Origin of the sequence: Hyphomonas adhaerens MHS-3 (assembly GCF_000685235.1) — a bacterium.
GTDB classification, from domain to species: Bacteria; Pseudomonadota; Alphaproteobacteria; order Caulobacterales; family Hyphomonadaceae; genus Hyphomonas; species Hyphomonas adhaerens.
Window position 1 is genome coordinate 1,831,735 of record NZ_ARYH01000001.1, and the last position, 25,061, is coordinate 1,856,795.

A 25,061-nucleotide genomic window follows, 5' to 3' on the forward strand; every position below is an offset into this window, starting at 1 on the left:
CTAGATGTCTTCGTCGTCCGGCAGGTTGGCCCGTACCAGCAGGAACAGGCCGCCAAACGTGGCGGCGCCAATTGCGAACAGGGCAATGGATGTGATCAGGAACAGCACGTCACCCGGATAGTTTGCGTGCTGCATCAGGCCTGTCAGGCCACCGGCAAAGGCAATCGCAGGCGCGAGCAGGATCAGGTCGCTGCTTTTCATGCTGTGGCCCCTTCCGTCCATGGTTACCAGTGCGCTAACACTGAACCGGAAACTGCAAGCGCCATGCCGCTTCGGAGGAGTTTCACGATGATGGACCGCCTGCCCACACGCCTCTGGATCGAGGCCCTGATCCGCCGGGCCGAGGTGGCAGGGGCATCCGGCTTTATCGTCCAGCATGGGGATGACTCCCGCGGCGACGTGCTCGTGAAGGTCGCGCGGCTGGACGGAACGGCGGCGGCCTACATCCCGTCAATGGGAATGGATGGCGACCGTATTTTCATGAATCTCGCTGGGCAGGGCATCGGCCCGGACGAGCGGGCTGTGGATGAGTATGTCGCCCGCGCCCGCAAACGCGACAGTGATCTTTGGGTCGTTGAAATCGAAGACAAGGAAGGGCGCCATTTCCTGACCGAACACGTCGAGGAAGGGGCCTGAATCCTGTTGCAGCACCGGTCAAATTCCTTTGCCTCCTGCAAGCCTGCGTTAACCCCTCGCTAACCCCGGGCGGGCAGCTTGAAAATTGAATCAGGATATGGGGCAAGGCGGGATTATGCTGTTTCTCTTGAACGAACAGATCGTCGACGTGGCGATCCCTGAAATCCACCTGTCAAAGCGCTGGAAAGTGCTGGGCTGTGGGGATCCGGGAAGCATGCGGGCGCGTGAGGCGCTGGAATTCGTTGCGCGGGTCGTGTCGGCGCATGTTCAGGAAGGCGTCGCGATGGAGGTCAGCCTCGTCGAAGACCTGGCGGCCCTGATTATCGCAAAAACAGGCGCGAATGCGGCCCTGTTCCCGGTGAAGGAGAAGCGCGTCGGCGAAGCGCGCCTGACGATCCTGCCGGAAACCATCCTCGCCAGCCTGCGCAAGCGGCACGAGCATGAAGGCCAGGCGCCGGACCTCGCACAGATCTGGCCAAAGGCCGCCTGACGCACCGCCGGAAAACCGCAGCCTGATACCGGCCCTTCTATATGCGGCCCAAATCGGCTAGGGGCTCGGCCTGGAAAACACGAGCCGTTTCAATATGTCCCACGCTGCAGAAGCCGCCCGCCGGCGGACCTTCGCCATCATTTCACACCCTGATGCGGGCAAGACCACGCTGACGGAGAACCTGCTTCTGGCGGGTGGCGCCATCCGTGCGGCCGGGGAAGTCGCGGCGCGCGGTGAAGCGCGGCGCACAACGTCCGACTGGATGAAGATCGAGCGCGACCGCGGCATCTCCGTCTCGGCCTCCGTCATGACGTTCGAGTTCGAGAACCTCGTCTTCAACCTGCTCGACACGCCGGGCCACGAAGACTTCTCCGAAGACACCTATCGCACGCTGACTGCGGCTGACTGCGCCGTCATGGTGCTGGACGCCGCAAAAGGCATCGAGCCGCAGACGCTGAAGCTGTTTGAAGTCTGCCGCCTGCGCGACATCCCGATCGTGACCTTCATCAACAAGATGGACCGCGAGGCGCAGGATCCGATCGCCCTTCTGGATGAAGTACAGGAAAAGCTGCAATTGGATACGGCGCCGCTTTACTGGCCCGCTGCCAGCGGCCAGCGCTTCTCCGGCATGGTCGATCTTGCGACCAATGAACTGATCCAGTTCGAACGCCGCCCCGGCGAAGCGCCGAAAATCGGGGCCGCGCCGCGTATTGCGGCAGACGAGTCGACGCTTCAGGCAAACCTCGACGAGAGCGTCTATGGCGAACTGGCCGAAGGCAGGGAGATGGCCACGGGACTGCTGCCGGAATTCGACAAGGAAGCCTTCCTTGGCGGGCACATGACGCCGGTCGTATTCGGTTCGGCCCTGCGCCATTTCGGTGTTCTGGAACTGCTCCGCACCCTGCATGCCTATGCACCGCCGCCGCGTGACCAGAAAGCCGAGAAAAAAGGCGAGCCGATCATCGTCCATGCTGGCGACAAGTCGGTGGCGGGTTTCGTCTTCAAGATTCAGGCGAACATGGATCCGAACCACCGCGACCGCGTGGCGTTCCTTCGTCTGTGCTCTGGCGAGTTCAAGCGCGGCATGCGTCTGAAGACGGCAGGCGGCAAGCAGCTGAACATCCACAATCCGATGATGTTCCTTGCGCAGGATCGCGAGATCGCCGAGACGGCCTATGCCGGTGACGTGATCGGCGTGCCGAACCATGGCCAGCTGCGCGTCGGCGACAGCCTGTCGGAGACTGGCGACATCAAGTTCGCGGGCATTCCCAACTTTGCGCCGGAATTGCTGCGCCGCGCCCGCGTCAAAGATCCAATGAAAGCAAAGCATTTGCGCAAGGCCCTCGAAAGCCTCGCGGAAGAGGGCGTTACCCAGCTGTTCAAGCCGGCCATCGGGTCCGACATGATCGTCGGCGCCGTCGGTCAGCTCCAGTTCGAAGTGATGACCGAGCGTGTGGCGGCGGAATATAATCTGGAAGTCGTGTTCGAACCCGCGCCCTATAATGTGGCGCGCTGGCTCTCATGTGACGATCCGAAAGTGCTGGAAGCGTTCCTGGACAAGAACAAGTCCACGTCCGGCACGGACCTCGATGATGCGCCGGTCTATCTCGCCAAGAATGCGTGGGATGTCGGCTACGCTCAGGAAAAGAATCCGGACATCCGCTTCACGGCCACGAAAGAGCGCTCGCTCTAGGGGCCGTTACTCGCTTTCGGGGCCGCCTTCGAGTTCAGGCTTCGGCTCCGGGATGAACTTCGCCGCAAGTGTGGGCGAAACGCCGGATGTTGCGAGCGGGTCCGGCCGGGCCTTGCCGCCGCCGCGCTTCAGTTCGCAGCGGGCATCGGCGCCTTCGAAGGTCGCGACATAGCTCCACGCGACGCATTGCGCATCGCCTGCGCAGCTCGTCTGGCAGGCCGAGGCCGTCTCAACGGGCATGACGGAATAGGTGGCGCCAAAGCGATAGACGCCAGCCTCCTGTCCTTTGACCGGTTCAGGCTTGTCAGGTTTCATGCTGGGGGTGTCCGCGAAAGCCGGGGCTGCCAGCAGGACAATCGCGCTCGAGGCGGCAAGAAGGGGTACCAGGCGCATGGGCGTCGTCTCCATCTAACGGGCCCAGCTTAGTAAGACCTGCTTAATGAAGTGTTCGCCGCCGCCCGAACATTTTGGCCCGTTTATCTGGCAAGCGTTTCGCGCTTTTCCTCGATTTCCAGCCATTCCATTTCGGCCATGTCTAGCTCTTCGCGCGCGGTGCCGACACGGGTGGACTTTTTGTTGAACGCCTCCGCATCGCGGGCATAGAGATCAGGATCGGCCATGTCCTGTTCCAGCTTTGCGATTTCGGCCTGAAGCTTCGGGATCAGCGCGTCCAGTTCTTTCTGGCGATGCTCGTCCTTGAAGGAGAGTTTCGTCTGAGGTTTCGGGCGTTGTGTATTGTCTGTCTTCGGTTTTTCTGCCTTCGGAGTATCCTCTGCCCGCCTGCGCCGGAAGCCTTTCAGCTGCTCCTGCGCATCGCTCCACCCGCCGGCGGTGATGATCCAGTCGCCGTCGCCAACCGGACACAGGCAGCTCGTGACGGTGGCATCGAGAAAGGCCCGGTCGTGGCTGACGAGGATCAGCGTGCCCTCATAGCCGAGCAGCATGTCCTCCAGAAGGTCCAGCGTCTGCATGTCGAGATCATTGGTCGGTTCGTCCATCACCAGCAGGTTCGAGGGCCGGGCAAGCCCGATGGCGAGCGCAAGCCGGTTGCGTTCCCCGCCGGAGAGGGCGCCGACCGGCTGGCGCAACTGATCCGGCGCGAACAGGAAGTCCTTGGCATAAGCCGCGACATGCCGCTGGCGGCCCTGTACCATGATCGAGTCACCCCCATTCGGGGCGAGGGCTTCCCAGATCGTGTCCTTCGGGTTCAGCGTCTCACGCGTCTGGTCCTGATAGGTGACCTGCAGCGTCTTCGAATGCTTCACGCTGCCGCTGTCCGGCTCGATTCGTCCGAGGAGGAGTTTCACCAGGGTCGTCTTGCCGACGCCGTTCGGCCCGATAATGCCGATCCGGTCGCCGCGCAGGATTTTGATCGACAGATCATTGACCAGGGTAAGGGGGCCGTCCGGGCCATCATAGGCCTTGGTCAAGTGACGCGCCTCGATCACTTTCTTGCTCATCGAGTCCCCGGCATCGACGCTGAGGTCGGCCGTGGCTTTCCGGTCCTGCAGGGCGGAACGCATCTGCGCGTGTTCTGCGCGCAGGTCTTTCAGCTTTGCGAGACGGCCCTGATTCCGTTTGCGGCGCCCGGTCACGCCGCGGGCCAGCCAGTGCTGTTCGTCCTTCAGGTGCGTCGTCATCCGGCGCAGCTGGCGTTCTTCTTCCACCTCGATCTGTTCGGCCCATTCGTCGAACTTCACATAGCCATCGGGGCTCTTCAGCACCTTGCCCTGGCGCAGCCACAGCGTGTTGGTGGAGATGTTCTCCAGGAAGCGCCGGTCGTGGCTGACGACCAGCACGACGCCGTTGAAGCTTTTGAGGCGTGCCTCCAGCTGTTCGATCATCGGCACGTCAAGATGGTTGGTCGGCTCGTCCAGCAGCAGCACGTCCGGATCGGCCGCGAAGGCCTTGGCGAGGGCTGCCCGGCGCAGCTGGCCGCCGGAAAGCGTGGCCGGGTCTGCGTCTGCCTCGACACCAAACTCCATCAATTCGGCTTCGGCCATATAGGACGCCCCATCGAGGCCTTCGCTGGTATAGGCAAGCACCGTGTCGAAACCGGCAAGGTCCGGTTCCTGCGCGACACTGGCGAATGTGATGCCCGGCTGGCGCCAGACATCGCCGCTATCGGCCTCGACCCGCTCGGAGATGATTTTCATCAGCGTGGACTTGCCCGCGCCATTCCGGCCCACCAGCGCGACGCGCTCGCCCTTGGACAGCGAGAAGCTGACCCCGGTGAAAAGGGGCTTGCCTCCGAAGGAGAGGCGGACATCGGTGAGGGTAATCAGCGGGGGCGCGGCCATGCGCGCGATGTAGCGTGCGCGGGGGCGTGGCGCTAGGGGGCGGCACCAGCGTTTCCCGCCGGCAGAGGACCTGCTACACTTGCGAAAAATATAATCTGGAGGAAACGGTATGGCCTATTCGGAGAATGAGACCGCATTCACGCAATTTGAGGCTCGCCGCCTCTCGCCCGCCATCGGCGCGGAACTGATCGGGGCGGACCTGACTACCCCCACGGATACACTGGTTTCCGAAGTGCGTGCGGCGCTGCTGCGCTATCAGGTCGTCTTTTTCCGGGATCAGGACATCACCCGCCAGCAGCACATTGCCTTTGCCCGCAAGTTCGGGGAGCTGGAAATCCACCCGGCCACACCGAAGGAACAGCCGGACCGCGAAGTCCTCCGCATTGCGCACGGGCCCAATTCGCGCGGCATCGAGAATTCCTGGCACTCGGACGTCACCTGGCGGGAGGCCCCGTCGCTTGGCTCCATCCTGCGGGCCATTGAGTTGCCGGAGGTGGGCGGCGATACGCTCTTCTCCAACATGGTAATGGCCTATGAGGACCTGGATGATGGCCTGAAAGAGCGGCTGTGCCAGATGACGGCCGTGCACGACATCGCCCGTGTGTTCGCCAAGCGCCTGAACAAAGACCCGACCGAACTTCACGACAAATACCCGCCGATGGAGCATCCCGTCATCCGGACCCATCCCGAGACGGGGCAGCGGCTGCTCTACGCCAACACCGCGTTCACGGATCACATCAAGGGCATGGACCGCAAGGAGAGCGACGATCTGTTGAAATATCTCTATTCCCGCGCGGCCATTCCGGAATACCAGTGCCGTTTCCGCTGGGCACCGGGCTCGCTCGCCTTCTGGGACAATCGCGCCTGCCAGCACTATGCGGCCAGCGACTATTTCCCGAACGTCCGCATCATGGAACGTGTCACCATCGCGGGCGACCGGCCGTATTTCAAAGCGGCCGCCTAACCGAGGGAGGCAACTTCTTCTGCCGTCAGAAGGCGCCATTCGCCCTCGGGCAGGTCACCAAGCGTTAGCGGGCCGAAGGCGGCGCGGTGGAGCGCTTCGACATGATTGCCGGCAGCGGCGAACATGCGGCGCACCTGGTGGTAGCGGCCTTCGGTGATTGTGAGGCGGGCCGTGCGTTCGCCGGTCACTTCGAGCTGCGCCGGCAGCAGCGGCTTGTCTTCGCCGCGCAGCATCAGCGTGCCACTGGCAAACAGATCGGCCTCGTGCCCTTCCAGCGGGCGGGCGAGGGTGGCTTCATACGTCTTCGGCAGGTCTGACTTCGGTGAGATCAGCCGGTGCAACAGCTTCCCATCATCCGTAAACAGAAGGAGTCCGGTCGTGTCCGCGTCGAGGCGTCCGACGCTGGAGAGGGGCGGGTCCCGGAGCAGGAAGCGCGGTGGTAACAATTCATAGACCAGCCGGCCCTGATCGGCGCGGGAACAGGTGAAGCCGGCAGGCTTGTTCATCAGGATGACCATGCCGGGCGGCGGGTCCAGCGGCTCGCCATCGAAGCGCAGGTCTTCGCCTTGGCCGGTCACGCGGCCGCGGCGGATGGCGGCCTCCATCTCCCTGCGGCTGCCATAGCCGAGATGGGCAAGGTATTTGGCGAGCTGGCGGTCTTCCTTCATCGCCCGCGCTCTACCTTTTCCGCTTCGGCTTCTCGGCCTTGATGATCTTGTAGCCGCCTTCGTCTTCCAGCATCTCGTGAGATTTGAAGCACTCGCTGAGCACGCTCTCATAGGGCAGGTGCCGATTGCCCACGAGCCAGAGCGTGCCGCCGGTCTTCAAGGCGCCGGCCACCGCACGGATGAAATCCTGCCCGAGCGATGTGCTGTCGGCCCGGCCCGTGTGGAAGGGTGGGTTCATGACGGCAAAGTCGAACTCCGCTTTGGGCGCGTCCTTCGTGACGTCAGCCCAGTGGCTCGTCCAGTTGGTGAAGCCTTCGAGGTTCTTTTTCTGGCAGGCGAGCGCGCGATACTCCGCTTCGAACAGGGTCATGCTTTCGACATGCGGGCAGTTCGCGAGAACTTCGCGGGAGAGAAAGCCCTGGCCAGCGCCGAAGTCGGCCCCGCGTCCGCGGATCCATTCCGGCACGCTGTCGGCCAGCAATTCGCTGCCTGCATCGACGCGGTCCCAGCTGAACAGGCCCGGCTGGCTCCACAGGGCGCCGCCGTCGACTTGCTGAGGTGTATCGAAGGCGATCCACTCATCCGCCAGCTGAGCGTTCCAGTCTTCGGTCTTTACGGCCCAGAAGGCTCGGCATTTGTGTTTCGACAGGCTTTGCGTTTCCCCGGCGAGCTCTGCGAGGATCTTTTCGCCCGTCTTGGCGCCCAGCGTATTTGGCAGGCTGGCGACCACGACGCCGCCGACGGGGGCATCGCGCATGGCGCGGGCAAACAAGGCGCGGGTCTCGTCCCGCTGGCGGGGCGGCATGATGATGGTCAGGGCGGCCGGGGGGAAGCTTTCCGCCTCTGGCGGCAGGACGGCGAACCCGGCGGCTTTCAGGGCGTCATGATCCGGCTTGAAACTGTTCTGGCAGGTCAGGCGGTCTTTCGGCAGCTGCATCAGGAAGGGCACGGCCTCGGCCCGCAGGCAGAGGATGGCGCCCGTTTCCGGCAACAGGTCAGCCTCTTCAAAGGCAAGGGAAAGCGTATCGAAAACAACGGTGTCAAACATGGCCGCTCTCTACGCGCATGATGCCGCGCGCGCAATCGGGTGATGCGGTGACTTACCGTTCGACGCGGTAACCGCTGCGCCCTGCCAGGGGCTGGCCCGCTGCGATGGAAAAGGCCTGCGACAGGCCGCGATAGAAGGCGATGCGGGCTTCGGCCTCCTCGCTGATGACCAGGCCGCTTTCGGCGCCGATCAGGCGTTCCGGTGTCTTCCCTGCATGGGCGAGTTCCATCATGTCCGACCAGAGGTCTGCCGGAAGGCCGCCGCCGGTAACTTTCTTCATCGGTTTGTCGTCGTCATTGCCGACCCAGATGCCGCCGACATACTCCGCCGAGTATCCGATGAACCAGGCATCGCGCCAATCCTGGCTGGTGCCTGTCTTGCCTGCGACCGTCCACTTCGCGATGCGCGCCCGCTGGCCGGTGCCGATGTCGGAATTGACGACGCGGTAGAGCATCGCGTTCATGTCACGGGAGAGGTCTTCCGAGTACACACGGTCACGCTCATAGTCCGGCCGCTCATAGAGCACCGTGCCGCGGGAATCCTCGATCTTCTCGATCAGCCACGGGTCCAGCCGCAGGCCGCCGGACTGGAACACGCCATAGGCGCGTGTCAGTTCCCAGAGGGACACTTCCTGGCTGCCGAGGGCGATGGAGGGATAGGCCTCCAGTTTCGTGGTGATGCCGAAGCGGCGCGCCGTTTCGGCCACGCGGGCAGGGCCGGACAGCTGTGTCAGTTCTACCGCAACCGTATTGATGGAGCGGGCAATCGCCTCGCTCATCGTCATCGGGCCAAGATAGGCGCTTGTATAGTTCGACGGGCTCCACTTGCCGATCGTGATCGGGGCGTCCTCGAACACGTCATAGGGGGAGTAGCCGTCCTCCAGCGCCGTGGCGTAGACGAACGGCTTGAAGCTGGAGCCTGGCTGGCGCAGGGCCTGTGTGACACGGTTGAACTCTGTCGAGGTGTAATCGGTTCCGCCCACAAGGGCCGCGACCCGGCCGTCTTTCGCGATCAGGACAGCGGCAACCTGGCTGGCGCCTTCGGCCGCCCCGTCGCTTTCCATACGCTTGGCCAGCTGGGCGCGGATCTTCTCCTGCAGGTCGATGTCCAGCGAGACGGTGACGACGAGATCGCCCGGAATACGAGGCAGCATCGCCTTGACCCGTTCAGACACTGCATCCAGCGCATAGCCGAGCTGGGGGTCATAGGTCGGCGGCGCGATGATCGTGATGTCTTCGGCCCGGGCCTGTTCGGCTTCGGCAGGGCGAATGAAGCCGAGGTCTACCATCTGGGCCAGCACGTAATCCTGGCGCGCTTTCGCGCCTTCCAGGTTTTCCCGCAGGTTCAGTTTGGACGGGGCCTTGGGCAGGGCGGCCAGAATGGCGGCCTCCGCCACGGTCAGCTTCTGGGGCGGCTTGCCGAAATAGTAGCGCGCCGCCGCGTCGATGCCATACAGGCCGGCGCCGAAATAAACCCGGTTCAGATAGAGCGAGAGGATCTCGTCCTTGCTCATTTCTTTTTCGAGTTCGCGCGCCAGTTTCACTTCCTGCGCCTTGCGCCTCACTGTCTGGCGGCTGGTGAGGACGAGGTTCTTGATCAGCTGCTGGGTAATGGTGGAGGCACCGGAGACAGTCTCGCCCGCGCGCAAATTCGACCACGCGGCCCGGGCAATGGCGGCGTCGTCGGCCCCGTCATGTTCATAGAAGCGCTTGTCTTCGGCGGCGATGAAGGCCTGCGGCACGTATTCCGGCAGCTGGTCGACGGACGTCGCCCGGCCATAGCGGGGGCCTCGGACGTCCAGCGTATTGCCGTTATGATCGATGAATTCGATCGCCGCTTCGCGCTTTGCGCTCCAGAGCTCGGCGATTTCGGGCAGTTTCGGCATGCCGGCATATAGCGAGCGCCATTTCCAGAATCCCCATCCACCCGCAACGAGCAGGACGACCAGAAACGCGGTCAGCGTGTAGCGCACCAGCCGGGGGTGGCGGGAGGCAAAGCCGCCGCCTGGCACCTTGATCGTCCGCCCGGCCGGGGCCTTGTTACCCTTCTGCGCCATGTTCGCCTGCCAATAGAATCGATAATTCCAGAGGGTAAATGAGAGAGGATTACGGCAGTGTGAAGGCATGCCCGGCCTGTCGTGCAGGCGGAAACCCGGAAAATTGGTATGACCGCCCGGTCCGCCTCGAAAAGCGCACGCAAACATGCGCGACTGCCGCGACGTCATACGGGGTCTCCCGTAGTGCGAGGGGATTTTTTCTGGTTTCAATGGAAGATGCGGAATTGCGCTTTCGGGTGGTCCGATTGCGCGCCATCAGATGGACGGAGAGCCATGACAGGGACGGAAACGAAAGCGAGGCCGGCTGAGGCCAAGGTAGAACATTTCGATGTGCTGATCGCGGGGGCCGGTATTTCCGGCGTCGGCGCGGCCTATCACATGAAGACGCAATGCCCCGGCAAGAGCTATGCAGTGCTGGAAAAGCTGGAAAGCTTCGGCGGCACCTGGCTCTGGCACAAATACCCGGGGATCCGGTCTGACTCCGACCTCTATACGTTTGGCTACCGTTTCAAGCCGTGGACCGGCACGCCGATCGCCACGGCCGACGAAATCCGCGCCTATATGGGCGAAGTGATTGAGGAGAATGACCTCGGCAAGCACATTCGCTACGGGCACCAGATCCTGTCGGCCGAATGGTCCTCCAAGGACAGCCTGTGGACGCTGAAAGTGCGCCGCATCGAAACGGATGAGGTGCTGACCTTCACCTGCAACTTCCTCTGGATGTGCCAAGGCTACTATAACTACACCAAGCCCTACACGCCGGACTGGCCGGACATGGACAAGTTCAAGGGCCAGATCATCCACCCGCAGCTGTGGCCGGAAGACATCGACCTCAAAGGCAAGAAGGTCGTCTGCATCGGCTCCGGTGCGACTACCGCCACCGTTGTGCCCGCGATCGCAGGCGATGTGGAACACGTGACGGTGCTGCAGCGTTCGCCGACCTATTTCATCCCGGGGCGGAATGAAAACGAAATGGTCACCGAGCTGGAAAAGATCGGCATTGACTGGGATACGATCCACCGGGTTGCCCGCCAGAAAGTGCTGTTTGACCAGCACGATTTCACCCGCCGTTGCCTGGAGGAGACCGATGAGGTCACGCAGGAACTGCTGGAAGGCGTAAAGGCCTTCCTCGGCGAAGACTATCCGATCGACAAGCATTTCACGCCGAGCTACCGCCCGTGGCGCCAGCGTATCGCTTTCGTCCCGGACGGGGACCTGTTCCAGGGCATCGCCTCCGGCAAGGCCGATGTCGTGACCGACGAGATCGAGCGCTTCACGGAAAAAGGCATCCTGACCAAGGGTGGACAGGAACTGGAAGCCGACATCATCATCACGGCGACAGGCTTCAATCTGTCCGTTCTCGGAGATATTCCGTTCACGGTGGATGACGAGCCGGTCGACTTCTCCAAGACGGTCACCTATCGCGGCATGATGTTCACCGGTGTGCCCAACATGGCGTGGGTGTTCGGCTATTTCCGCGCCTCCTGGACGCTTCGGGTCGACCTGATGGGAGACTTCATCACCCGGCTGCTGAAGCATATGGACGAGAAGGGCTTCTCGCAGGTTCGTGTGAAGCTGCGTGAGGAAGACAAGGACATGGAGATCCTCCCCTGGATCGACCCGGAGGACTTCAATCCCGGTTACCTCATGCGGTCCATGCACCTCCTGCCGAAGCGCGGCTCCAAATACATCTGGCAGCACACGCAGGACTACTGGAACGAGAAAGAAGAAATCCCGAACATCGACCTTGATGCGGAGGAGTTCGACTATTCCGGGCAGACGGCCAAGACGCCGGAACCCGCCGGGGCCTGATCAACCGGACACGAATAAGAGGACCCTCCTGCAACCCGCAGGAGGGTCCTTTTTTATGGGATAAACGCCTGTCCGGGGCCACGCCTGACCAGCCAGTTGCAGATCGCGTGTTGGCCGAGACTTGCGCCACCCTTATAAATGTCTATCGGTTACTTAAGGCTTTTCAATTCCTGAGATTCAATCTAAAGGGGTTATGTGAGTATGAGAGAAGACTTTGTACGCCCCCGGTCTGAGCGGGAGAACGCTGCCCGCCGGGTGGCGATCCTCGATGCGGCTGAAGCGCTTGTGCTCGAAACTCACAATCAGAGGTTCTCCATCAGCGATGTCGCGAAACGCATCGGCGTGTCGCAAAGCACGATCTTTCTGCATTTCAGGAACCGGGAAGAATTGTTGACCACGCTGTATACGCGCGTCGGCAAAAATTTCTTCGATACGTTTGTCGGCCGGCTTCATGAGGGCATGTCTGACAAGGCATTCTCCGAGGCCTTCATCGATACGGCGCTGGAGTATCCCGGCTTCCGTCTGATGCGGCCCATGGTCATGCGGGTCGTGGAAGAAAGCCTGAACAAGGAATACATCCACGATGCCGTGAAGGAGATCTTTCTCTACCGGACGGCTGCGGCCGACAAGGTGGAAGAGATCCTGAAGCTCGGGCCGGGCGACGGGCGCAGATTGATGAAGAGTTTCGTCAATCTGATGTGCGGCGCCGTCCAGGCAGACATCCGCAAACTCCTTGCAACGGAAGACCTGGATGAAAACGTCGTCGAGGGCGTCCGATCGTTCGATTTCAGGAGTGGCTTTCTCAACGGTGCAGACCTTCTGATGAAGGGCATTCGTGCAGGCGAGTAGCTCCTGACGTTGTGACGTTGCTGTCACCAACACCATCTATAAAGTACCCCAACAGGGAATGAGTCGTCTGTTTCGGGTGGAATTCACTTGGCTTGCGCTGAACGTCCCATGATTGTGAGACATTTGATCCATCCGGGCCAGTGCAAGAGGGGGCATGATGGCAATTCGTGAAGACTTCCAGCGCGCGCGCTCGGACCATGAGAAAGCCGCTCGCCGCGTTGAAATTCTCGACGCAGCGGAAGATTTGCTTCTCAAATTGGGAAATGAGCGATTTGCGGTATCGGCGCTGGCGGCCCGGGTTGGCGTGTCGAAAAGCACCGTCTTTCTCTATTTCGGCAACAAGGAAGAAATGCTCCTGGCCGTCTATGAGCGCGCCTTCATGCGGGCCTTCAGGCAGCTGGGCGAGCGGCTGACGCCGGGCATGTCCGGAAAGGCCTTCGCCGTCGCATTCATCGACAGCATGATCGACCATCCCTCCTTGCTGATCGTGCGGGCACAGCTTGCCCGGACGATCGAGCGGAATGTTTCTCTGGAATCGCTGGTATCGACCAAGAAGCGTCTCCTGGAGTGCGGGACCGTCGTATCGGAAAAACTGGACGAGGTGATGGATCTGGAAAGCGGCTGCGGTAAGCGCATGGTGATGGCGCTGGTGAATCTGGCAGCGGGAGCCGTACAGGTGGATTCTCTTCCCTATGTCGACGCAAAGGCCGTTCCGCAGGAAATTGCCGATCTTCTGCATACGGCGTCCATCCGAAATATTTTCATGGACGGGGCGGAATTCATCTTCTGCGGTGCGACCGGCCGGTCCTTCGGATGATGGCCTTCCCTCTGGAGTCGCAGGTCAAACGCCTTTAGTTTGCCAGTGGAACGGAGACGGAGGGACGCTTATGCGGCGAACAGCAATTGTTGGTGCGCTCGGACTTGCCATGGCAATGATCGTTGCCACCCCGGCGCAGGCAGAAGGGGAGGCCGGACTGGATTGCGGCGGCGGCCTCGTCGGGTCCGTCCTGCAGGCGGTGAAGGGTGTCCGCTCGGGCCAGGCCAGTCTGGATGATCTGTTGCCGGCCTTCGATGGCGCGGCGACACGATGCCCCGGCAATGCCTATGCGCTGCACTACGCAACTGTTGCCCACCTCACCAAGGCCCAGAATCTGAGTGCGGCGCAGGCCGACGCCGATGCCATCATGTCGGAAATCGACAAGGCGTTCGGGTTCAGCCAGGCCTTCTGGGCACTGGAAGATCGCGATCGCAAATATACCGTGGCGCAGGGTGACGTGCCCGTCGATATGAGCCTGTCTTACAATGAGCAAAGCGACCTGCGCGAAAGCCTGATCTCGGCCTTGCTGGACATGCAGCTGCGTGCGGGCAAGACACATCCTTATCTGTCCTCCGATACGGCGCCGGAATCTTGCGGAGACGTGGCGCTTCAGGACGTCTCGGCCGCGGCCAGCTGGTTCAACCAGAACCGGAGATATGGGCATGTGGTGCTGCCGTTTGCTGAACGCGTCGCCAGTGCCTGCCCGAATGCAGAGGCGGCAACCAGCACGCCCCGGCTGGTCCGTAGGTCACTCGCCAACCTGCAGCTCAGCCGCGCAAGCGATATTGTCGGGGAAGATCCGGAAACCGCCCGTGACCTGGTCAATAAGGTGAAGGCTTACCGCGATTCCGTACTGGGGCCGGGCGAGACCTCCAATACCAGTTGGAGCAACCACAGTGTCATCATCCTTGAGGGGGTTGAGGCCAAACTGCCTCAGCCGATTGTCGTTCCGACGGAAACAACGGATCCGCTGGTCTCAGGCGGGCCGGTGCCAGCCGAAGACTGGTTCAGCGGCATCGCCGACGAGGCTCAGGTGATGGAGTCCATGGGGCGCACGTTCGACGCCTATGTCAGCGCGCGCGGGTCACCCGGTTTCTATTCCGTGCTCGGAAAAATGTTCGGTGCCACGGTGCATGCGCCGGACAGGAAAGCGGCTTGCAATCTCATCTATCGTGCCGCATCGGCCTATCAGCAAGGCAAATGGCGGTCTGCGGAGACTGCCGACGAAGCGTTTCCGGCGTCGACCATTGCGTGGCTGGAAAACTGGGAACCGGCCCCCGCTACGGACAGCCAGTAGCCTTGGCGAGAATGTTCCGGTGCACTTCACTGGTGCCGGAGTAGATCGTCGCCGCGCGGGTGGCCAGGTATTTGGCCTGCGCGAAATCGCTGTCCGGGGCCGCTTCCAGACCGGCTTCCGTGATGGCCTGGTGCAGTTCTGTCGCCAGCAGCTTCAGCTGGGACGCGGCCGGGCCGCCGACCAGCGTGCCGAGCCCATTGTTCGTACGCTCATCAAGCGCTTCGATCGTATCGATCCGCATCTCAAGTTCGGCGAAGCGCATCTGCAGCGCGGCAGGCATCGCGCCGTTCAGCGCAGCATTCCGCCGCGCAGCGCGCATGGCCCGGCGCAACAGGCCTGTCGTGGTGTTGTTGCCGCGTGCGATGGACATCAGCTGTTTGGCCGTCTTCCAGCCTTCGCCAATCTCGCCGACCCGGTCTGCGACAGGGGTGCGCACACCGTTGAAGAACACTTCGTTCGTTTCGTACTCGCCATCGAGAAACTTGATCGGCCGCACGTCGATCCCTGGCCGGTCCATCTCCACCAGCAGGAAGACGACGCCGCTGCCGCCATGCGTGCCCGGGTCGCACCGGGCGAGCAGGAACATGTGCGTCGCGTACTGGGCGAAACTCGTCCAGATCTTGCTGCCCGTCAGGATGAAATCGTCGCCATCGCGCTCTGCCTTCATGGACAGGGCAGACAGGTCAGACCCGGCCTGAGGCTCGGAGAAACCCTGGCACCATTCGTGTTCGCCATTCAGGATGGCGGGCAGGTAGCGGGCCTTCTGTTCCGGCGTCCCGGCCTCGATGATCAGGGGGCCGATCGTCCGGACACCCGAATTCATCAGGATGGGCGCGTCACGTTCGGCGGACGCGTTCTCGAAATAGATGCGCTGTTCCGCGGTCCATCCGGCACCGCCATGCTCTACCGGCCATGTCGGGGCATACCAGCCACGTGTGTTCAGCTTTTCGCGCCAGATCCGGCAGGCTTCCGCATCGGATTTCAGGCCGGTCGTCTTGCGTCCGGCGGCGCGCAGGTCTTCGGTGAGTTCGGTGTCGAGAAATTCGTCTACTCCGGCGCAGAATTCATCCCACTCACGCTCGTCCTCTCGAGTATGAGCCGACAATTCTTCCGAGTAAAAGCTGCCATCCATGATGCACTCCCTCCACCGGAGTAGACATCCCATTACCGCGCACTGAGGCGAATCCAGCAATCAGGGAAACTACGTGGGTGACGGAGGGGGAGGAGGAGCGGAATCGCGGGAATTCCGTCCTTTCCACCTTGCCGCAGGCGTGCTTCAGAAGCCTTTTGCTTTCACGCGGTCGCGTCCGGCATGCTTGGCTTCGTAGAGGAAATTGTCGGCCTGTTCGATCATGTCGCGCGGCGTCATGCCCGGCTCGAAGCGGACGAGGCCGAAAGAGGCCGTGACATCCTTGAGCGTCTTCAGCGTGCCTTCGATTGGGGTCTCGGCGCTCTTGAAGTTGTATTTGATCTTCACAAGCAGATTATAGGCAGAGAACAAGTCCGTTTCCGGAAGGATGATCGCGAATTCCTCGCCGCCATAGCGGGCGACCATGTCCTGGCCCTTGATGTTCTGTGTCACAACGGCCGCGAACTGCTGCAGCACCGCATCGCCGACCTGGTGGCCATAGGTGTCATTGACGTTCTTGAAGTGGTCGATGTCGGCCAGGGCAAGGCAGAGCTTCTCGCCGGTTTCAGCGGCGGCGCACACTTCCCGTTCCAGCCGCTCGTCAAAGGCGCGGCGGTTGGCGATGGCGGTCAGCGGGTCGCGCATGCACTGGGTCTGCACTTCCTCCAGCTCCTGGTTGAGCGTGGCGATCTGCTTTTGCGATTCCATCAGGCCCTGGTTCAGTTCCCGCGTGGTTTCGGCCATGCGCTTGTTGTCTTCCATCAGGGTGGAGACCAGCGTGGCCAGTTGGTCGCCGGATGCCGCGCCGGGCAATTCCTCGTTCGCCTTGTCGAGCGAAGCGCCGAAATCGTCGCTGTTCTGAACACCCTGCTGGATGATCTTCATGACTTCATCGATTTCCTTTTCGATGGCCATGCCGATCGTATGACGCGCCGAAACAGCGGCAGGTTCTTCGGTCAGCAATTCCTGGAAAATCGCGCTGATATCGTAAGGCGTCAGCGTGCCATTCGCGGCAATCGCGTGATCGACGCGCTCAATAACGCGTGTGTCGGCCGCCTCCACATAGGCGTACCAGACGGCATAGGTCTTCGGGTCCGGCGGCGTGCGATGCTTCTGAATCAGGTCAAAGGCGCGTTGCGCGTTTCGGAATACCTGCTTCAGATCCGGCCCATTTGAGGGCACCGCTGCGGGCTTGGCTTCGGCCATAGCGACTGCTTGCATGAACTTGTCCCCGTCCCAAAAAATTAACTCTCCACCCTGAGGAAACTAAGCGGACCTGCTTGATTGTCGGTTAACAGCCCCTGCGACCAAATGGTCGCGGCTCGGGGGTTTCTGCCGGTCTCGGTGAGGGCGTCTGGGGCAGTAAAGCCACCCAATCGTTCCGCAGGCGGCGCATTATCTCCCGGCAGGTTGCACCGGGGCGTCAGGCCAATCCCGGCCGCCAGGCGTCCCGGATGTGCCGGGGCAGCTGCCATGGGGCGATGGCGACAATGTCGTAGCGCCAGCCGCACGTGGCGAGGGCAGGGTGGCGGGCCATCCAGTATTCCGAGGCGCGGTCGATGCGCTGCCAGCTGCGTTGCGTGACGCTATCAGCCGCCAGGTCCAGCGTCTTGCGGTGCTTCACTTCCACAAAGGCGACCACGCCGCTCCGTTTGGCAATCAGGTCCACTTCGCCCATCGGCGTGCGCACGCGCCGGTCCAGGATGCGATAGCCTTTCGCCCGCAGGTAAAGCGCCGCCAGCCTCTCGCCCTTGCGGCCCCGTCTTTCCGCTGCCTGCCGTTTCGCTTCAGCCATTTGTCGTCTCGATTTATCCGGGCGGTCATCTCTGGTAGAATTGGACGTGAGGCATTCCGGCCTCTCTTATGGAGGACCAGGCGGACGATAGCCATGGACATTGCCTACATACATAAAGGCCTGATTACGGGCTGGCGGTCGGCCTGCGAACAGGTGGCGGCAGAGAAGGCCTATCTCGGTCTTGTTTCCCTGCCGCCTTTCGATCCGGAGCGCGCCCTTCCAAACCGGATGATCGCCCGGAACTGGCCTATGTATTGCGCATTGGACGAGGGCCGCGTCGTGGGCTGGGTCGATATTATTCCAAACGAGGTTCCGGAATGTGCGCATCGCGGCACGCTCGGCATGGGCCTGCTTGCCTCTCACAGAGGGCGGGGGCTCGGCAGCCGGTTGCTGGAGGCGGCCCTGGGGCATGCCCCTGAAAGCGGTCTCACCAAGGTGGAACTGGCCGTCTATACGAGCAATGTCTCGGCCATTTCCCTGTTCCTGAAGTTCGGGTTCACGGAAGCCGGGATGTGGCGGGATTACCGCCGTCTGGATGGCGTAACCTATGACGCCTTGCTGATGGAGCGTTTCCTGGTGTGAGGCCTTGCCTCAACCATCGGCCTTGATCCGCAGGGCGCGTTGGTAAACTTCCCGCTTTGGCAGGCCGAGCGCGTCGGCGACGGCATTGGCGGCGGCCTTGGTCGGCTGGTCGGCGAGGGCTTCGCGCAACGCCGCGTCAAGGCGCTGGGGCGTCACGGCCTCATCCAGCGGCGGTCCGGTCAGCACGACGATCTCGCCCTTCGGGCCGCCGGCTTCGGCATAGTGCGCGGCCAGCTCTTCCAGCGTGCCGCGGCGGGTTTCCTCGAACATCTTGGTCAGCTCGCGCGTCACCGCGCCTGTCCGCTGAGACCCCAGCACGGCGGCCATGTCTGCCAGCGTGTCGGCGAGCCGCGGGCCGCTTTCATAGAAGATCAGCGTTGCTGGAACGGCCTTCAGGCTTTCGAGGGATTGCTTTCGTGCGCCTTGTTTTGGCGGCAGAAATCCCGCGAAGCAGAACCGGTCGCTGGGCAGGCCGCTGGCCACCAGCCCGGCTAGCATGGCTGAAGCGCCGGGGACGGGGAACACGCGGTGGCCGGCTTCCAGCGCTTCGTGCGCCAGTTTCCAGCCGGGATCGGAGACAAGCGGTGTGCCGGCATCGGAGACCAGCGCGATCCGCGCGCCCTCGGCCAGCTTGCGCAGGAGTTCGGGTCTCCGTTCCGCCCCATTGTGGTCATGGTAAGGGCTGAGGCGGGCCTTAACCCCATAGGCGGACAGGAGTTTCCCCGCGACGCGCGTGTCCTCGGCCAGCACTTCGTCGGCCGCGGCCAGCACGTCCAGCGCGCGGAGCGTAATGTCCCGCAGGTTGCCGATCGGCGTGGAGACGACATAGAGACCCGGGGACAATGCCTGTGCCGATGATTGGGGCGGTTGCCCGTCCGGCCCGGCCCCCCTAGAGTCGCGCCAGCCGGGAATCGTCTGCGCGCCGGATGCTTCAGGAGATGTTTCAGGAGATGACATTGCTGCAACCATTGCTCAGGACGATCAAAGCGCCAAGCTTTCTTCTCATAGGTTTCCTGTTCGCCACCGCCTGCGCCAGCGCGCCCGCGCGTCCGCCGGTCCAGATCGGCACCGGCAGCCCGCGCGCCGAACCGATTACCGAGCCCACCGAACAGCCGGAAGAGGGCGTCGACGTCACAGACCTCGGCGAACCGGAAGACCTGACACAGGTGCGCGGCGATGGCGGCCTGACACCGGCCTTCATGGAAGGGCGCGAGATCAAGCGCGCCGCCGTACTGCTGCCATTCTCCCACCCGAACGCCCAGGTCCGCGCCGAAGCGGAAAGCATGCTGGCCGGGATCGAGCTGGCCCTGTTCCAGTATGCCGGCGACAGTTTCCTGATCATCCCGAAAGACACTGCCGGCAAGACCTCCGTCACCGAGGCTCGCATCGATGAGGCCATCCGGGAAAAGGCCAATGTCGTGCTGGGCCCGCTGTTCGGCGCCAATGTGAAAGCCATCCGCGAGCGCGCGCAGGAGAAGCAGATCCCCGTCATTGCCTTCTCGACCGACCGCACCGCGGCGGGCGGCGGCGCCTATCTCGCCTCCATCTCGCCGGAGGAAGAAGTCCGCCGCATGGTCGAATACGCCGCCGCGCAGGGTATCCGCAGCTTCGTCTTTCTCGGCCCGCAGACAGCCTATGGGCGTCAGATCGAGACCGCGCTGCGCACGGAATCCTTCAATGTCGGCGGCACGGTGCTGACCTCGGCCTTCTACATGCCGGAAACCGGCGCCACGGAAGCGGCCCGGTCAGTCTCCGGGATCCTGAAATCCGAAATCGCGACGCGTCCGCGCGACAAGGTGGCCGTGATGATCCCCGAGCGCGGCGTGAAGCTGCTCTCCATCGCGCCGCTGCTGCCGTACAACGGCGTGGACATGACCCATGTCACCCTGATGGGCACCAGCCTGTGGGGCGATGAATCCGTCTGGCGCGAACCGACGCTGGATGGCGCCGTCTATCCCGCGCCGGACCCGGAAAATCTCACCACCTTCCGCGAAGCCTATCGCCGGATCTATGGCAAGGCGCCGACAGACCTCGCCGCCGTGGCCTATGATGCGGCCGCCGTGGCGGTGCGTCTCGCAGCGGAAGACAACCTCAAATACAATGGCGTGACAGACCCCGACGGCTTCTTCGGCGTCGACGGCCTGTTCCGCTTCCGCATTGACGGCACCAGCCAGCGGGGCCTCGCCGTCATGCAGATCCGCCCGACCGGCGCAGAGCTGATCGAGAAGGGCGCCAGCCAGTTTGGCCCGGGGGCCAGCTGATCCAGACAATCCAGCAGGCAATTTGACCGGGAAACCGGCGCATTCTGCCTGCATCCCTCCCTTGCACGTGTGTAATTCGCGCCCCACATGACGCGGCAGGGCAGGACTAGAGAGAAACGGCGAGCCATTCATCCATGAGCAAGCGCGATTATTACGAGGTTCTGGGCGTCTCACGTGACGTGGACGACAAGGCGCTGAAATCCGCCTACCGCAAGCTGGCGATGAAATACCATCCCGACCAGAACCCGGACAACAAGGAAGCCGAAGACAAGTTCAAGGAAGTCGGTGAGGCCTATGCGATCCTCTCCGATGCGCAGAAACGCGCGGCCTATGACCAGTTCGGCCATGGCGCCTTCGAGAACGGCATGGGCGGCGGCGGCAATCCGTTCGGGGCCGGTGTCCACCCCGAAGACATTTTCCAGGACCTGTTCAGCCAGGTATTCGGCGCGGGCGGCTTTGGCGGCGGCCGGCGCCGCGGCGGGCCCCAGCGCGGGGCAGACCTGCGCTACGATCTCGAAATCACCCTCGCCGAAGCCTATGCCGGCAAGGACGAAACCATTCACGTGCCCCAGGCCGTCGACTGCAAGACCTGCGAAGGGTCTGGCGCCGCGCCGGGCACAGAGCCGGAAACCTGCGACACCTGCGGCGGCGCTGGCCGTGTCCGCGCCCAGCAGGGCTTCTTCACGATGGAACGCACCTGCCCGCGCTGTGGCGGCAAGGGCAAGACCATCAAGAAGCCGTGCAAGGATTGCGGCGGGGCCGGCCAGGTGCGCGAAGAGCGCACGCTGAACGTGAAGATCCCCGCGGGCGTCGAAAGCGGCATGCGTATCCGGCTGGCCGGTGAGGGCGAAGACGGCGCGAATGGCGGCGGCAAGGGCGACCTCTACATCTTCGTCGATGTCGTCGAGCATGACATTTTCGAACGCGACGGGCCAAACCTCTACTGCCGCGCGCCGGTGCCGATGGTGACGGCCGCGCTTGGCGGCGAGATCGAGATCCCGACCATTGATGGCGGCCGTGCCCGCGTCGTGGTGCCGGAAGGTGCCCAGACCGGCCGCAAGCTGCGCCTGCGCGGCAAGGGCATGCCGTCGGTGCGCCAGTCCGGCCATACCGGCGACCTGTTCGTCGAGATGTTCGTGGAAACCCCGCGCAACCTGTCGCCCCGCCAGAAAGACATCCTGCGCGAATTCTGCGACTGTTCCGGCGCCGACTGCCACCCCGAAAGCGAAGGCTTCCTCGGCCGCATCAAACGCTTCTGGAACGGCGACCACGAAGAAGACCGCCCGAACTAGGCCCTTCGTCTCGAATTCGCCTTCAAAATAAACTGTCCATTTTGGATTGCTGACACATTCTCCGTTTAGGAGATTGTGACGGCAGGCAGAAAGGGCAGGCAATGAAGACGATACGAGGCGCGCTGACCGCAGGGCTTCTGGCGCTGGCCACAGTCTCCGCCCATGCCGAAGCCGAGCCGGAGCCGCCCCCGCGCGAAACCGGCTGGAACATCGCGCCCTTCCAGCCGCACCTCACCCGCAATGACGCGCCAGAACTGTGCCAGCCCTTCGCCGCGGCCTGGACGGATCTGTTCGGCGCTGCGGGGCGGTTGGACTCCGCCGATCTCGACCTGTCCGCCATTCCGCATGAGGCGGTGTTCGCCTTTCCGGAAACGGTGAGAAGCGGGCGGGCGGCACGCACCCAGACGCTCTACGGCCAGACATTTGAAGCGCGTCATGACCTTGATGGCGATGGGGATGAAGAAGTCCTGTTCGTCGTGTCTTACGATAGGGGATGGCGGTATCGCGGCGCGGGTCTCTATCTGTTTGACACGGTCGCCGATTTTGAAGCCATGCAGGCTCAATATCCGGAGCGGTACGGGGAGATCAGCTTTACCTATAACTGGAACGAACTCGCAGCCGAGGTGACAGGCGGGCCGGTCGCCAGTTTCGGCCGGCTCCACCGGGTCCAGTTGTTCCTGCATGAAGGGGTGCTCTATACCGTCTCGGACGGCCGGGGCGTTTCGAGGGGCCAACAGAGTAAACGCGAATCCGTACGCCGCATCTGGCCCGCTGAAGAGGCTGAAACGGTTTGCGAACTTCAGATTCGTCCGGGGCCGGAGCAGTTCGAGCCCTTCATTTCCGCTTCACCATTTTATCAGGCGCTCAAGGCGATGTATGCCGGGCCCGGGGCCAATCAGGGTGGGCGGTGCCACGCGAACAGGGGATGGGTTGGCGTGCCGCCGGACGCCATATTGCCCGACCTGTTCCACCGTCCGCAGGCCTGGCCGGAGCCGAATGGACGGTTTGAACCCGAGGAAGAGCGCCAGGACGACGTTGCCCGAGAGGTGCGCCCCCTGAGCTGGGGGACAAGCGACCCGTCAGGTTGGCAGACCTATCTCTCACTCAAGGCGGACCAGCCGGAATTTCTCCGTCGCATGGAGGAATACTACGCGGAGCGGTTCGCCATGCCGCCGGAGCAGGCAAAGGCCGAAGCACTTCAAGCCTGGCGTGCACTCGTTGACCGCGTCTTCTATTCCCGGAACAATGATATGGCGCTCGCCGTCCTGGTTCCGCCATTTTATATCGCGCACCCGACCAGCGATCCCGTGGATTTCGATTGGGATGCACCGCTCGACGAAATACTCGACGAAGTCATTGCGGGTGTCCGGAACAGTGCGGCGCCGCTCTGGCAGTCCGGTCCGGTAAACGGAGCCGCCATTGCTGCAGCGATTTATGTTAATCGGCCGACTGAGGAAATTCGCGAGCTATACAATTTGGTGCTGCCGGCGGCCGGCCCCCCAGCGACTGAACGTGAACAGAAAAGGCAATGGTATGCCAAGCGGGCCCTGCATGTGGCGATCCTGCCTGCGGCGGTCACCCGGCCGGATGTTCTGGCCATGCTGCTTTCAGAGGGGGCACCACCGGATGACGCGACCAACTCATTTCGCAAGACAGCGCTGATGTATGCCGCGCAGGAAAACCAGCCGGACTCCGCCCGGCTCCTGCTGGCTGCAGGTGCCGATGTAAACCAAACAACTGACGACAGCCCCTACCAAACTGGCTTTCTGACTTGCGTAGAACTACAGCGGGACCACCGAACGGCACTCATGTACGCCGCCGAGAATGCCTCCGAAGAGCTGATCTCACTGATGCTCGATGCCGGGGCCGATCCGGCCGCTGAAGATACCGAAGGCAACTCGGCCAGCTGGTATCTCGCCCGCAACACAAAGCTGGCGGATGAGGCCCGGTCCCGTCTGGAAACGCGGCTGGCGGTGGAGTGAACATGGCCGCGAGTTCATTTGCCTGACGGGCAGGGCGCGCCCATCTGAAGGGCATGTTCAAGCGCATCCCTTCCGCCCCGCCCGGGATTGTTGCCTTCGATGCCGAGGGCAAGATCACCGATTCCGATTACAAGACGATCCTTGTCCCCGCGGTCGACGCGGCGATCAAGGAACATGGCAAGGCTCGCATCCTGATCCGGTTCGGCCCCGAATTCGAAACCTATACGGCCCACGCCATGCTGGACGATGCCGTCTTCGGCACGGCGCACTACACCGCGTTCGAGCGCATCGCCATGGTCACCGACATTGGCTGGCTGGCCAATTCGATGCGTTTCTTCGCGCCGCTCATTCCGGGCAAGATGCGGGTGTTCCCGCTGGCGTCACAGGATGAGGCCATGGCCTGGACGGCCGCCTAGCGGCAGGCTTCTGCCCAATCCATCACGGTGCCGATCAATTCGTCGCGCGACCATGAGAAGGAATGGTCGCCGGAGAGGACGATTCCCGTTGTGTCGATGGCCGGGTCTGCCTCATAGGCGGCGATGAGCGGGCGGATGATCGCGTCGGCCGGGACGGAGGCGTCCTTGTCGCCGCCGACGACGAGAATGCGCTTGCCTTCCAGTTCCGGCGCGAGGCCCTGCAGGCCGAACGCGTCGCGATTGGCCGCGATCTCGGCCATGATCTTCTCGCCGGTCAGGCCGTGCAGCATCTGGAGGCTGTCGCTGTAGGCCATGAAGCCGGCCTTCGCGTCCGGGTCCGCTTCAAAGACGCTGGCCATCACGCCGACATTTGCCGGGGCGATGCCCGCGGCGCAGGCAATGCCGTCATCGCGCGCGGCGGCCTGAAGCGAGGCGAAGCCCCCCATGGAGTGCCCCACAAGCACGATATGATCCGGATCGGTCCGGTACTGGTCCGCATGGGTACGCAGGAAGTCCGTCGCGCTGGCGACATCCTCGATCACATGGGTGAGGGTGTAGTCGCCCTCGCTGCCCCAGGCGCCGCGATAGTGGAAGAACAGCACGTTCCAGCCCGCCGCGCGCATGTCCTGCGCCAGGTCCAGATTTTTCTCATTGCCCGGAAAGCCGTGCAGCAGCACCACAGCCGGGTGAGGTCCCGGCCCGTCGGCCACATAGACGAGGCCATTCAGCCGGTCGCCATGACTGTCGAAGGAGATTTCCTCAATCGCAGGCGGGAAGGCTTCATCATAGGCCGGCGCGGCAGACACGGCCGGCGTGTCCGCAGGGGCTGTCGCGCAGGCGGCGAGCAGGGCGGCGCCGGTGAGCGCGGCGAAAATGGATGCGTATTTCATGAAGATCCTCCCGTTGGAGCGAACCATAAGCGGGAAGACGGAAAGGGGGAAGTCTGGCGGGGACAGGCCGGGCGATATCCCCTC

The 25,061-nt window shown here is 62.8% G+C and carries 23 protein-coding genes and 1 pseudogene; 13 read left to right on the top strand and 11 right to left on the bottom strand.

The window, feature by feature from the left end; translation table 11 throughout:
• Entirely contained in the window at positions 1–201 is a 201-nt protein-coding gene (locus HAD_RS09010; protein WP_035570610.1) for a hypothetical protein, read from the bottom strand.
• An 87-nt stretch (positions 202–288) separates the two neighbouring features.
• Here HAD_RS09010 and HAD_RS09015 point away from each other — a divergent pair, with 87 nt between their 5' ends.
• The 3 genes from HAD_RS09015 (at position 289) to HAD_RS09025 (ending at position 2,819) form a co-directional block, all read left to right on the top strand.
• A complete protein-coding gene (locus tag HAD_RS09015; RefSeq protein WP_241765334.1) occupies positions 289–636 on the top strand; it encodes a DUF1491 family protein in 348 nt (115 codons plus the stop codon).
• 115 nt (positions 637–751) lie between these two features.
• Positions 752–1,126, top strand: coding sequence for a hypothetical protein (locus HAD_RS09020; RefSeq protein ID WP_035570612.1), 375 nt, complete (start codon positions 752–754; stop codon positions 1,124–1,126).
• 94 nt (positions 1,127–1,220) lie between these two features.
• Entirely contained in the window at positions 1,221–2,819 is a 1,599-nt protein-coding gene (locus tag HAD_RS09025; RefSeq protein ID WP_035570613.1) for a peptide chain release factor 3, read from the top strand.
• 6 nt (positions 2,820–2,825) lie between these two features.
• On the opposite strand, the gene HAD_RS09030 is transcribed toward HAD_RS09025, so the two are convergent.
• On the bottom strand, positions 2,826–3,212 hold the full coding sequence (locus HAD_RS09030; RefSeq protein WP_162177487.1) for a PAN domain-containing protein: 387 nt from the start codon (positions 3,210–3,212) through the stop codon (positions 2,826–2,828).
• A gap of 83 nt (positions 3,213–3,295) precedes the next feature.
• Entirely contained in the window at positions 3,296–5,128 is a 1,833-nt protein-coding gene (locus HAD_RS09035) for an ABC-F family ATP-binding cassette domain-containing protein (RefSeq protein WP_035570617.1), read from the bottom strand.
• Between the two features lie 100 nt (positions 5,129–5,228).
• On the opposite strand from HAD_RS09035, the gene HAD_RS09040 reads away from it, so the two are divergent.
• Positions 5,229–6,083: a TauD/TfdA dioxygenase family protein gene (locus tag HAD_RS09040; protein ID WP_035570619.1), complete on the top strand. Its 855-nt coding sequence runs from the start codon at positions 5,229–5,231 to the stop codon at positions 6,081–6,083.
• Here HAD_RS09040 and HAD_RS09045 read toward each other — a convergent pair.
• Genes HAD_RS09045 through HAD_RS09055 form a run of 3 tightly spaced genes read right to left on the bottom strand, consistent with a single transcriptional unit; the run spans position 6,080 to position 9,855 of the window.
• Positions 6,080–6,751, bottom strand: coding sequence for a pseudouridine synthase (locus HAD_RS09045; protein ID WP_035570620.1), 672 nt, complete (start codon positions 6,749–6,751; stop codon positions 6,080–6,082). The genes HAD_RS09040 and HAD_RS09045 overlap by 4 nt on opposite strands.
• 10 nt (positions 6,752–6,761) lie before the next feature.
• Positions 6,762–7,799 (bottom strand): class I SAM-dependent methyltransferase, encoded by a 1,038-nt coding sequence (locus tag HAD_RS09050; protein WP_035570621.1) that lies wholly within the window; start codon positions 7,797–7,799, stop codon positions 6,762–6,764.
• 52 nt (positions 7,800–7,851) lie between these two features.
• Positions 7,852–9,855: a transglycosylase domain-containing protein gene (locus HAD_RS09055; protein ID WP_241765335.1), complete on the bottom strand. Its 2,004-nt coding sequence runs from the start codon at positions 9,853–9,855 to the stop codon at positions 7,852–7,854.
• A gap of 273 nt (positions 9,856–10,128) precedes the next feature.
• Between HAD_RS09055 and HAD_RS09060 the strand changes: the two genes are divergently transcribed.
• From HAD_RS09060 to HAD_RS09075, 4 genes are all read left to right on the top strand, one after another.
• A complete protein-coding gene (locus HAD_RS09060) occupies positions 10,129–11,667 on the top strand; it encodes a flavin-containing monooxygenase (protein ID WP_035570622.1) in 1,539 nt (512 codons plus the stop codon).
• A 201-nt stretch (positions 11,668–11,868) separates the two neighbouring features.
• The gene (locus HAD_RS09065; RefSeq protein ID WP_035570623.1) at positions 11,869–12,516 is read left to right on the top strand and encodes a TetR/AcrR family transcriptional regulator; all 648 of its coding nucleotides are present in this window, start codon (positions 11,869–11,871) and stop codon (positions 12,514–12,516) included.
• A 154-nt stretch (positions 12,517–12,670) separates the two neighbouring features.
• Positions 12,671–13,333, top strand: coding sequence for a TetR/AcrR family transcriptional regulator (locus HAD_RS09070; RefSeq protein WP_035570624.1), 663 nt, complete (start codon positions 12,671–12,673; stop codon positions 13,331–13,333).
• A 70-nt stretch (positions 13,334–13,403) separates the two neighbouring features.
• A complete protein-coding gene (locus HAD_RS09075) occupies positions 13,404–14,630 on the top strand; it encodes a hypothetical protein (RefSeq protein WP_035570625.1) in 1,227 nt (408 codons plus the stop codon).
• Here the strand turns inward: HAD_RS09075 and HAD_RS09080 are convergent.
• The 3 genes and pseudogenes from HAD_RS09080 to HAD_RS09090 form a co-directional block, all read right to left on the bottom strand.
• Positions 14,614–15,762, bottom strand: a complete 1,149-nt coding sequence (locus HAD_RS09080; RefSeq protein WP_035570626.1) for an acyl-CoA dehydrogenase family protein — start codon at positions 15,760–15,762, stop codon at positions 14,614–14,616. The genes HAD_RS09075 and HAD_RS09080 overlap by 17 nt on opposite strands.
• 144 nt (positions 15,763–15,906) lie before the next feature.
• Complete coding sequence (locus HAD_RS09085; protein WP_084331850.1) at positions 15,907–16,980, bottom strand: GGDEF domain-containing protein; 1,074 nt, start codon at positions 16,978–16,980, stop codon at positions 15,907–15,909.
• Between the two features lie 202 nt (positions 16,981–17,182).
• Positions 17,183–17,596: pseudogene (locus tag HAD_RS09090) on the bottom strand (YraN family protein); the annotation flags it as partial.
• 51 nt (positions 17,597–17,647) lie between these two features.
• On the opposite strand from HAD_RS09090, the gene HAD_RS09095 reads away from it, so the two are divergent.
• Entirely contained in the window at positions 17,648–18,136 is a 489-nt protein-coding gene (locus tag HAD_RS09095; protein WP_035570630.1) for a GNAT family N-acetyltransferase, read from the top strand.
• A gap of 9 nt (positions 18,137–18,145) precedes the next feature.
• Here HAD_RS09095 and rsmI read toward each other — a convergent pair whose 3' ends face one another.
• Positions 18,146–18,979: a 16S rRNA (cytidine(1402)-2'-O)-methyltransferase gene (gene rsmI / locus HAD_RS09100; RefSeq protein ID WP_051596066.1), complete on the bottom strand. Its 834-nt coding sequence runs from the start codon at positions 18,977–18,979 to the stop codon at positions 18,146–18,148.
• 107 nt (positions 18,980–19,086) lie between these two features.
• Between rsmI and HAD_RS09105 the strand changes: the two genes are divergently transcribed.
• The 4 genes from HAD_RS09105 to HAD_RS09120 all read left to right on the top strand — a co-directional run bounded on the left by HAD_RS09105 (position 19,087) and on the right by HAD_RS09120 (position 24,087).
• The gene (locus HAD_RS09105) at positions 19,087–20,397 is read left to right on the top strand and encodes a penicillin-binding protein activator (protein ID WP_162177488.1); all 1,311 of its coding nucleotides are present in this window, start codon (positions 19,087–19,089) and stop codon (positions 20,395–20,397) included.
• Positions 20,398–20,531: 134 nt separating this feature from the next.
• On the top strand, positions 20,532–21,689 hold the full coding sequence (gene dnaJ, locus HAD_RS09110; protein ID WP_035570631.1) for a molecular chaperone DnaJ: 1,158 nt from the start codon (positions 20,532–20,534) through the stop codon (positions 21,687–21,689).
• A gap of 101 nt (positions 21,690–21,790) precedes the next feature.
• Positions 21,791–23,671, top strand: coding sequence for an ankyrin repeat domain-containing protein (locus tag HAD_RS09115; RefSeq protein WP_035570632.1), 1,881 nt, complete (start codon positions 21,791–21,793; stop codon positions 23,669–23,671).
• A 53-nt stretch (positions 23,672–23,724) separates the two neighbouring features.
• Positions 23,725–24,087 (top strand): SpoIIAA family protein, encoded by a 363-nt coding sequence (locus HAD_RS09120; protein WP_035570633.1) that lies wholly within the window; start codon positions 23,725–23,727, stop codon positions 24,085–24,087.
• Here HAD_RS09120 and HAD_RS09125 read toward each other — a convergent pair.
• The gene (locus tag HAD_RS09125; RefSeq protein WP_162177489.1) at positions 24,084–24,977 is read right to left on the bottom strand and encodes an alpha/beta hydrolase family protein; all 894 of its coding nucleotides are present in this window, start codon (positions 24,975–24,977) and stop codon (positions 24,084–24,086) included. The genes HAD_RS09120 and HAD_RS09125 overlap by 4 nt on opposite strands.
• Positions 24,978–25,061 lie beyond the last annotated feature (84 nt).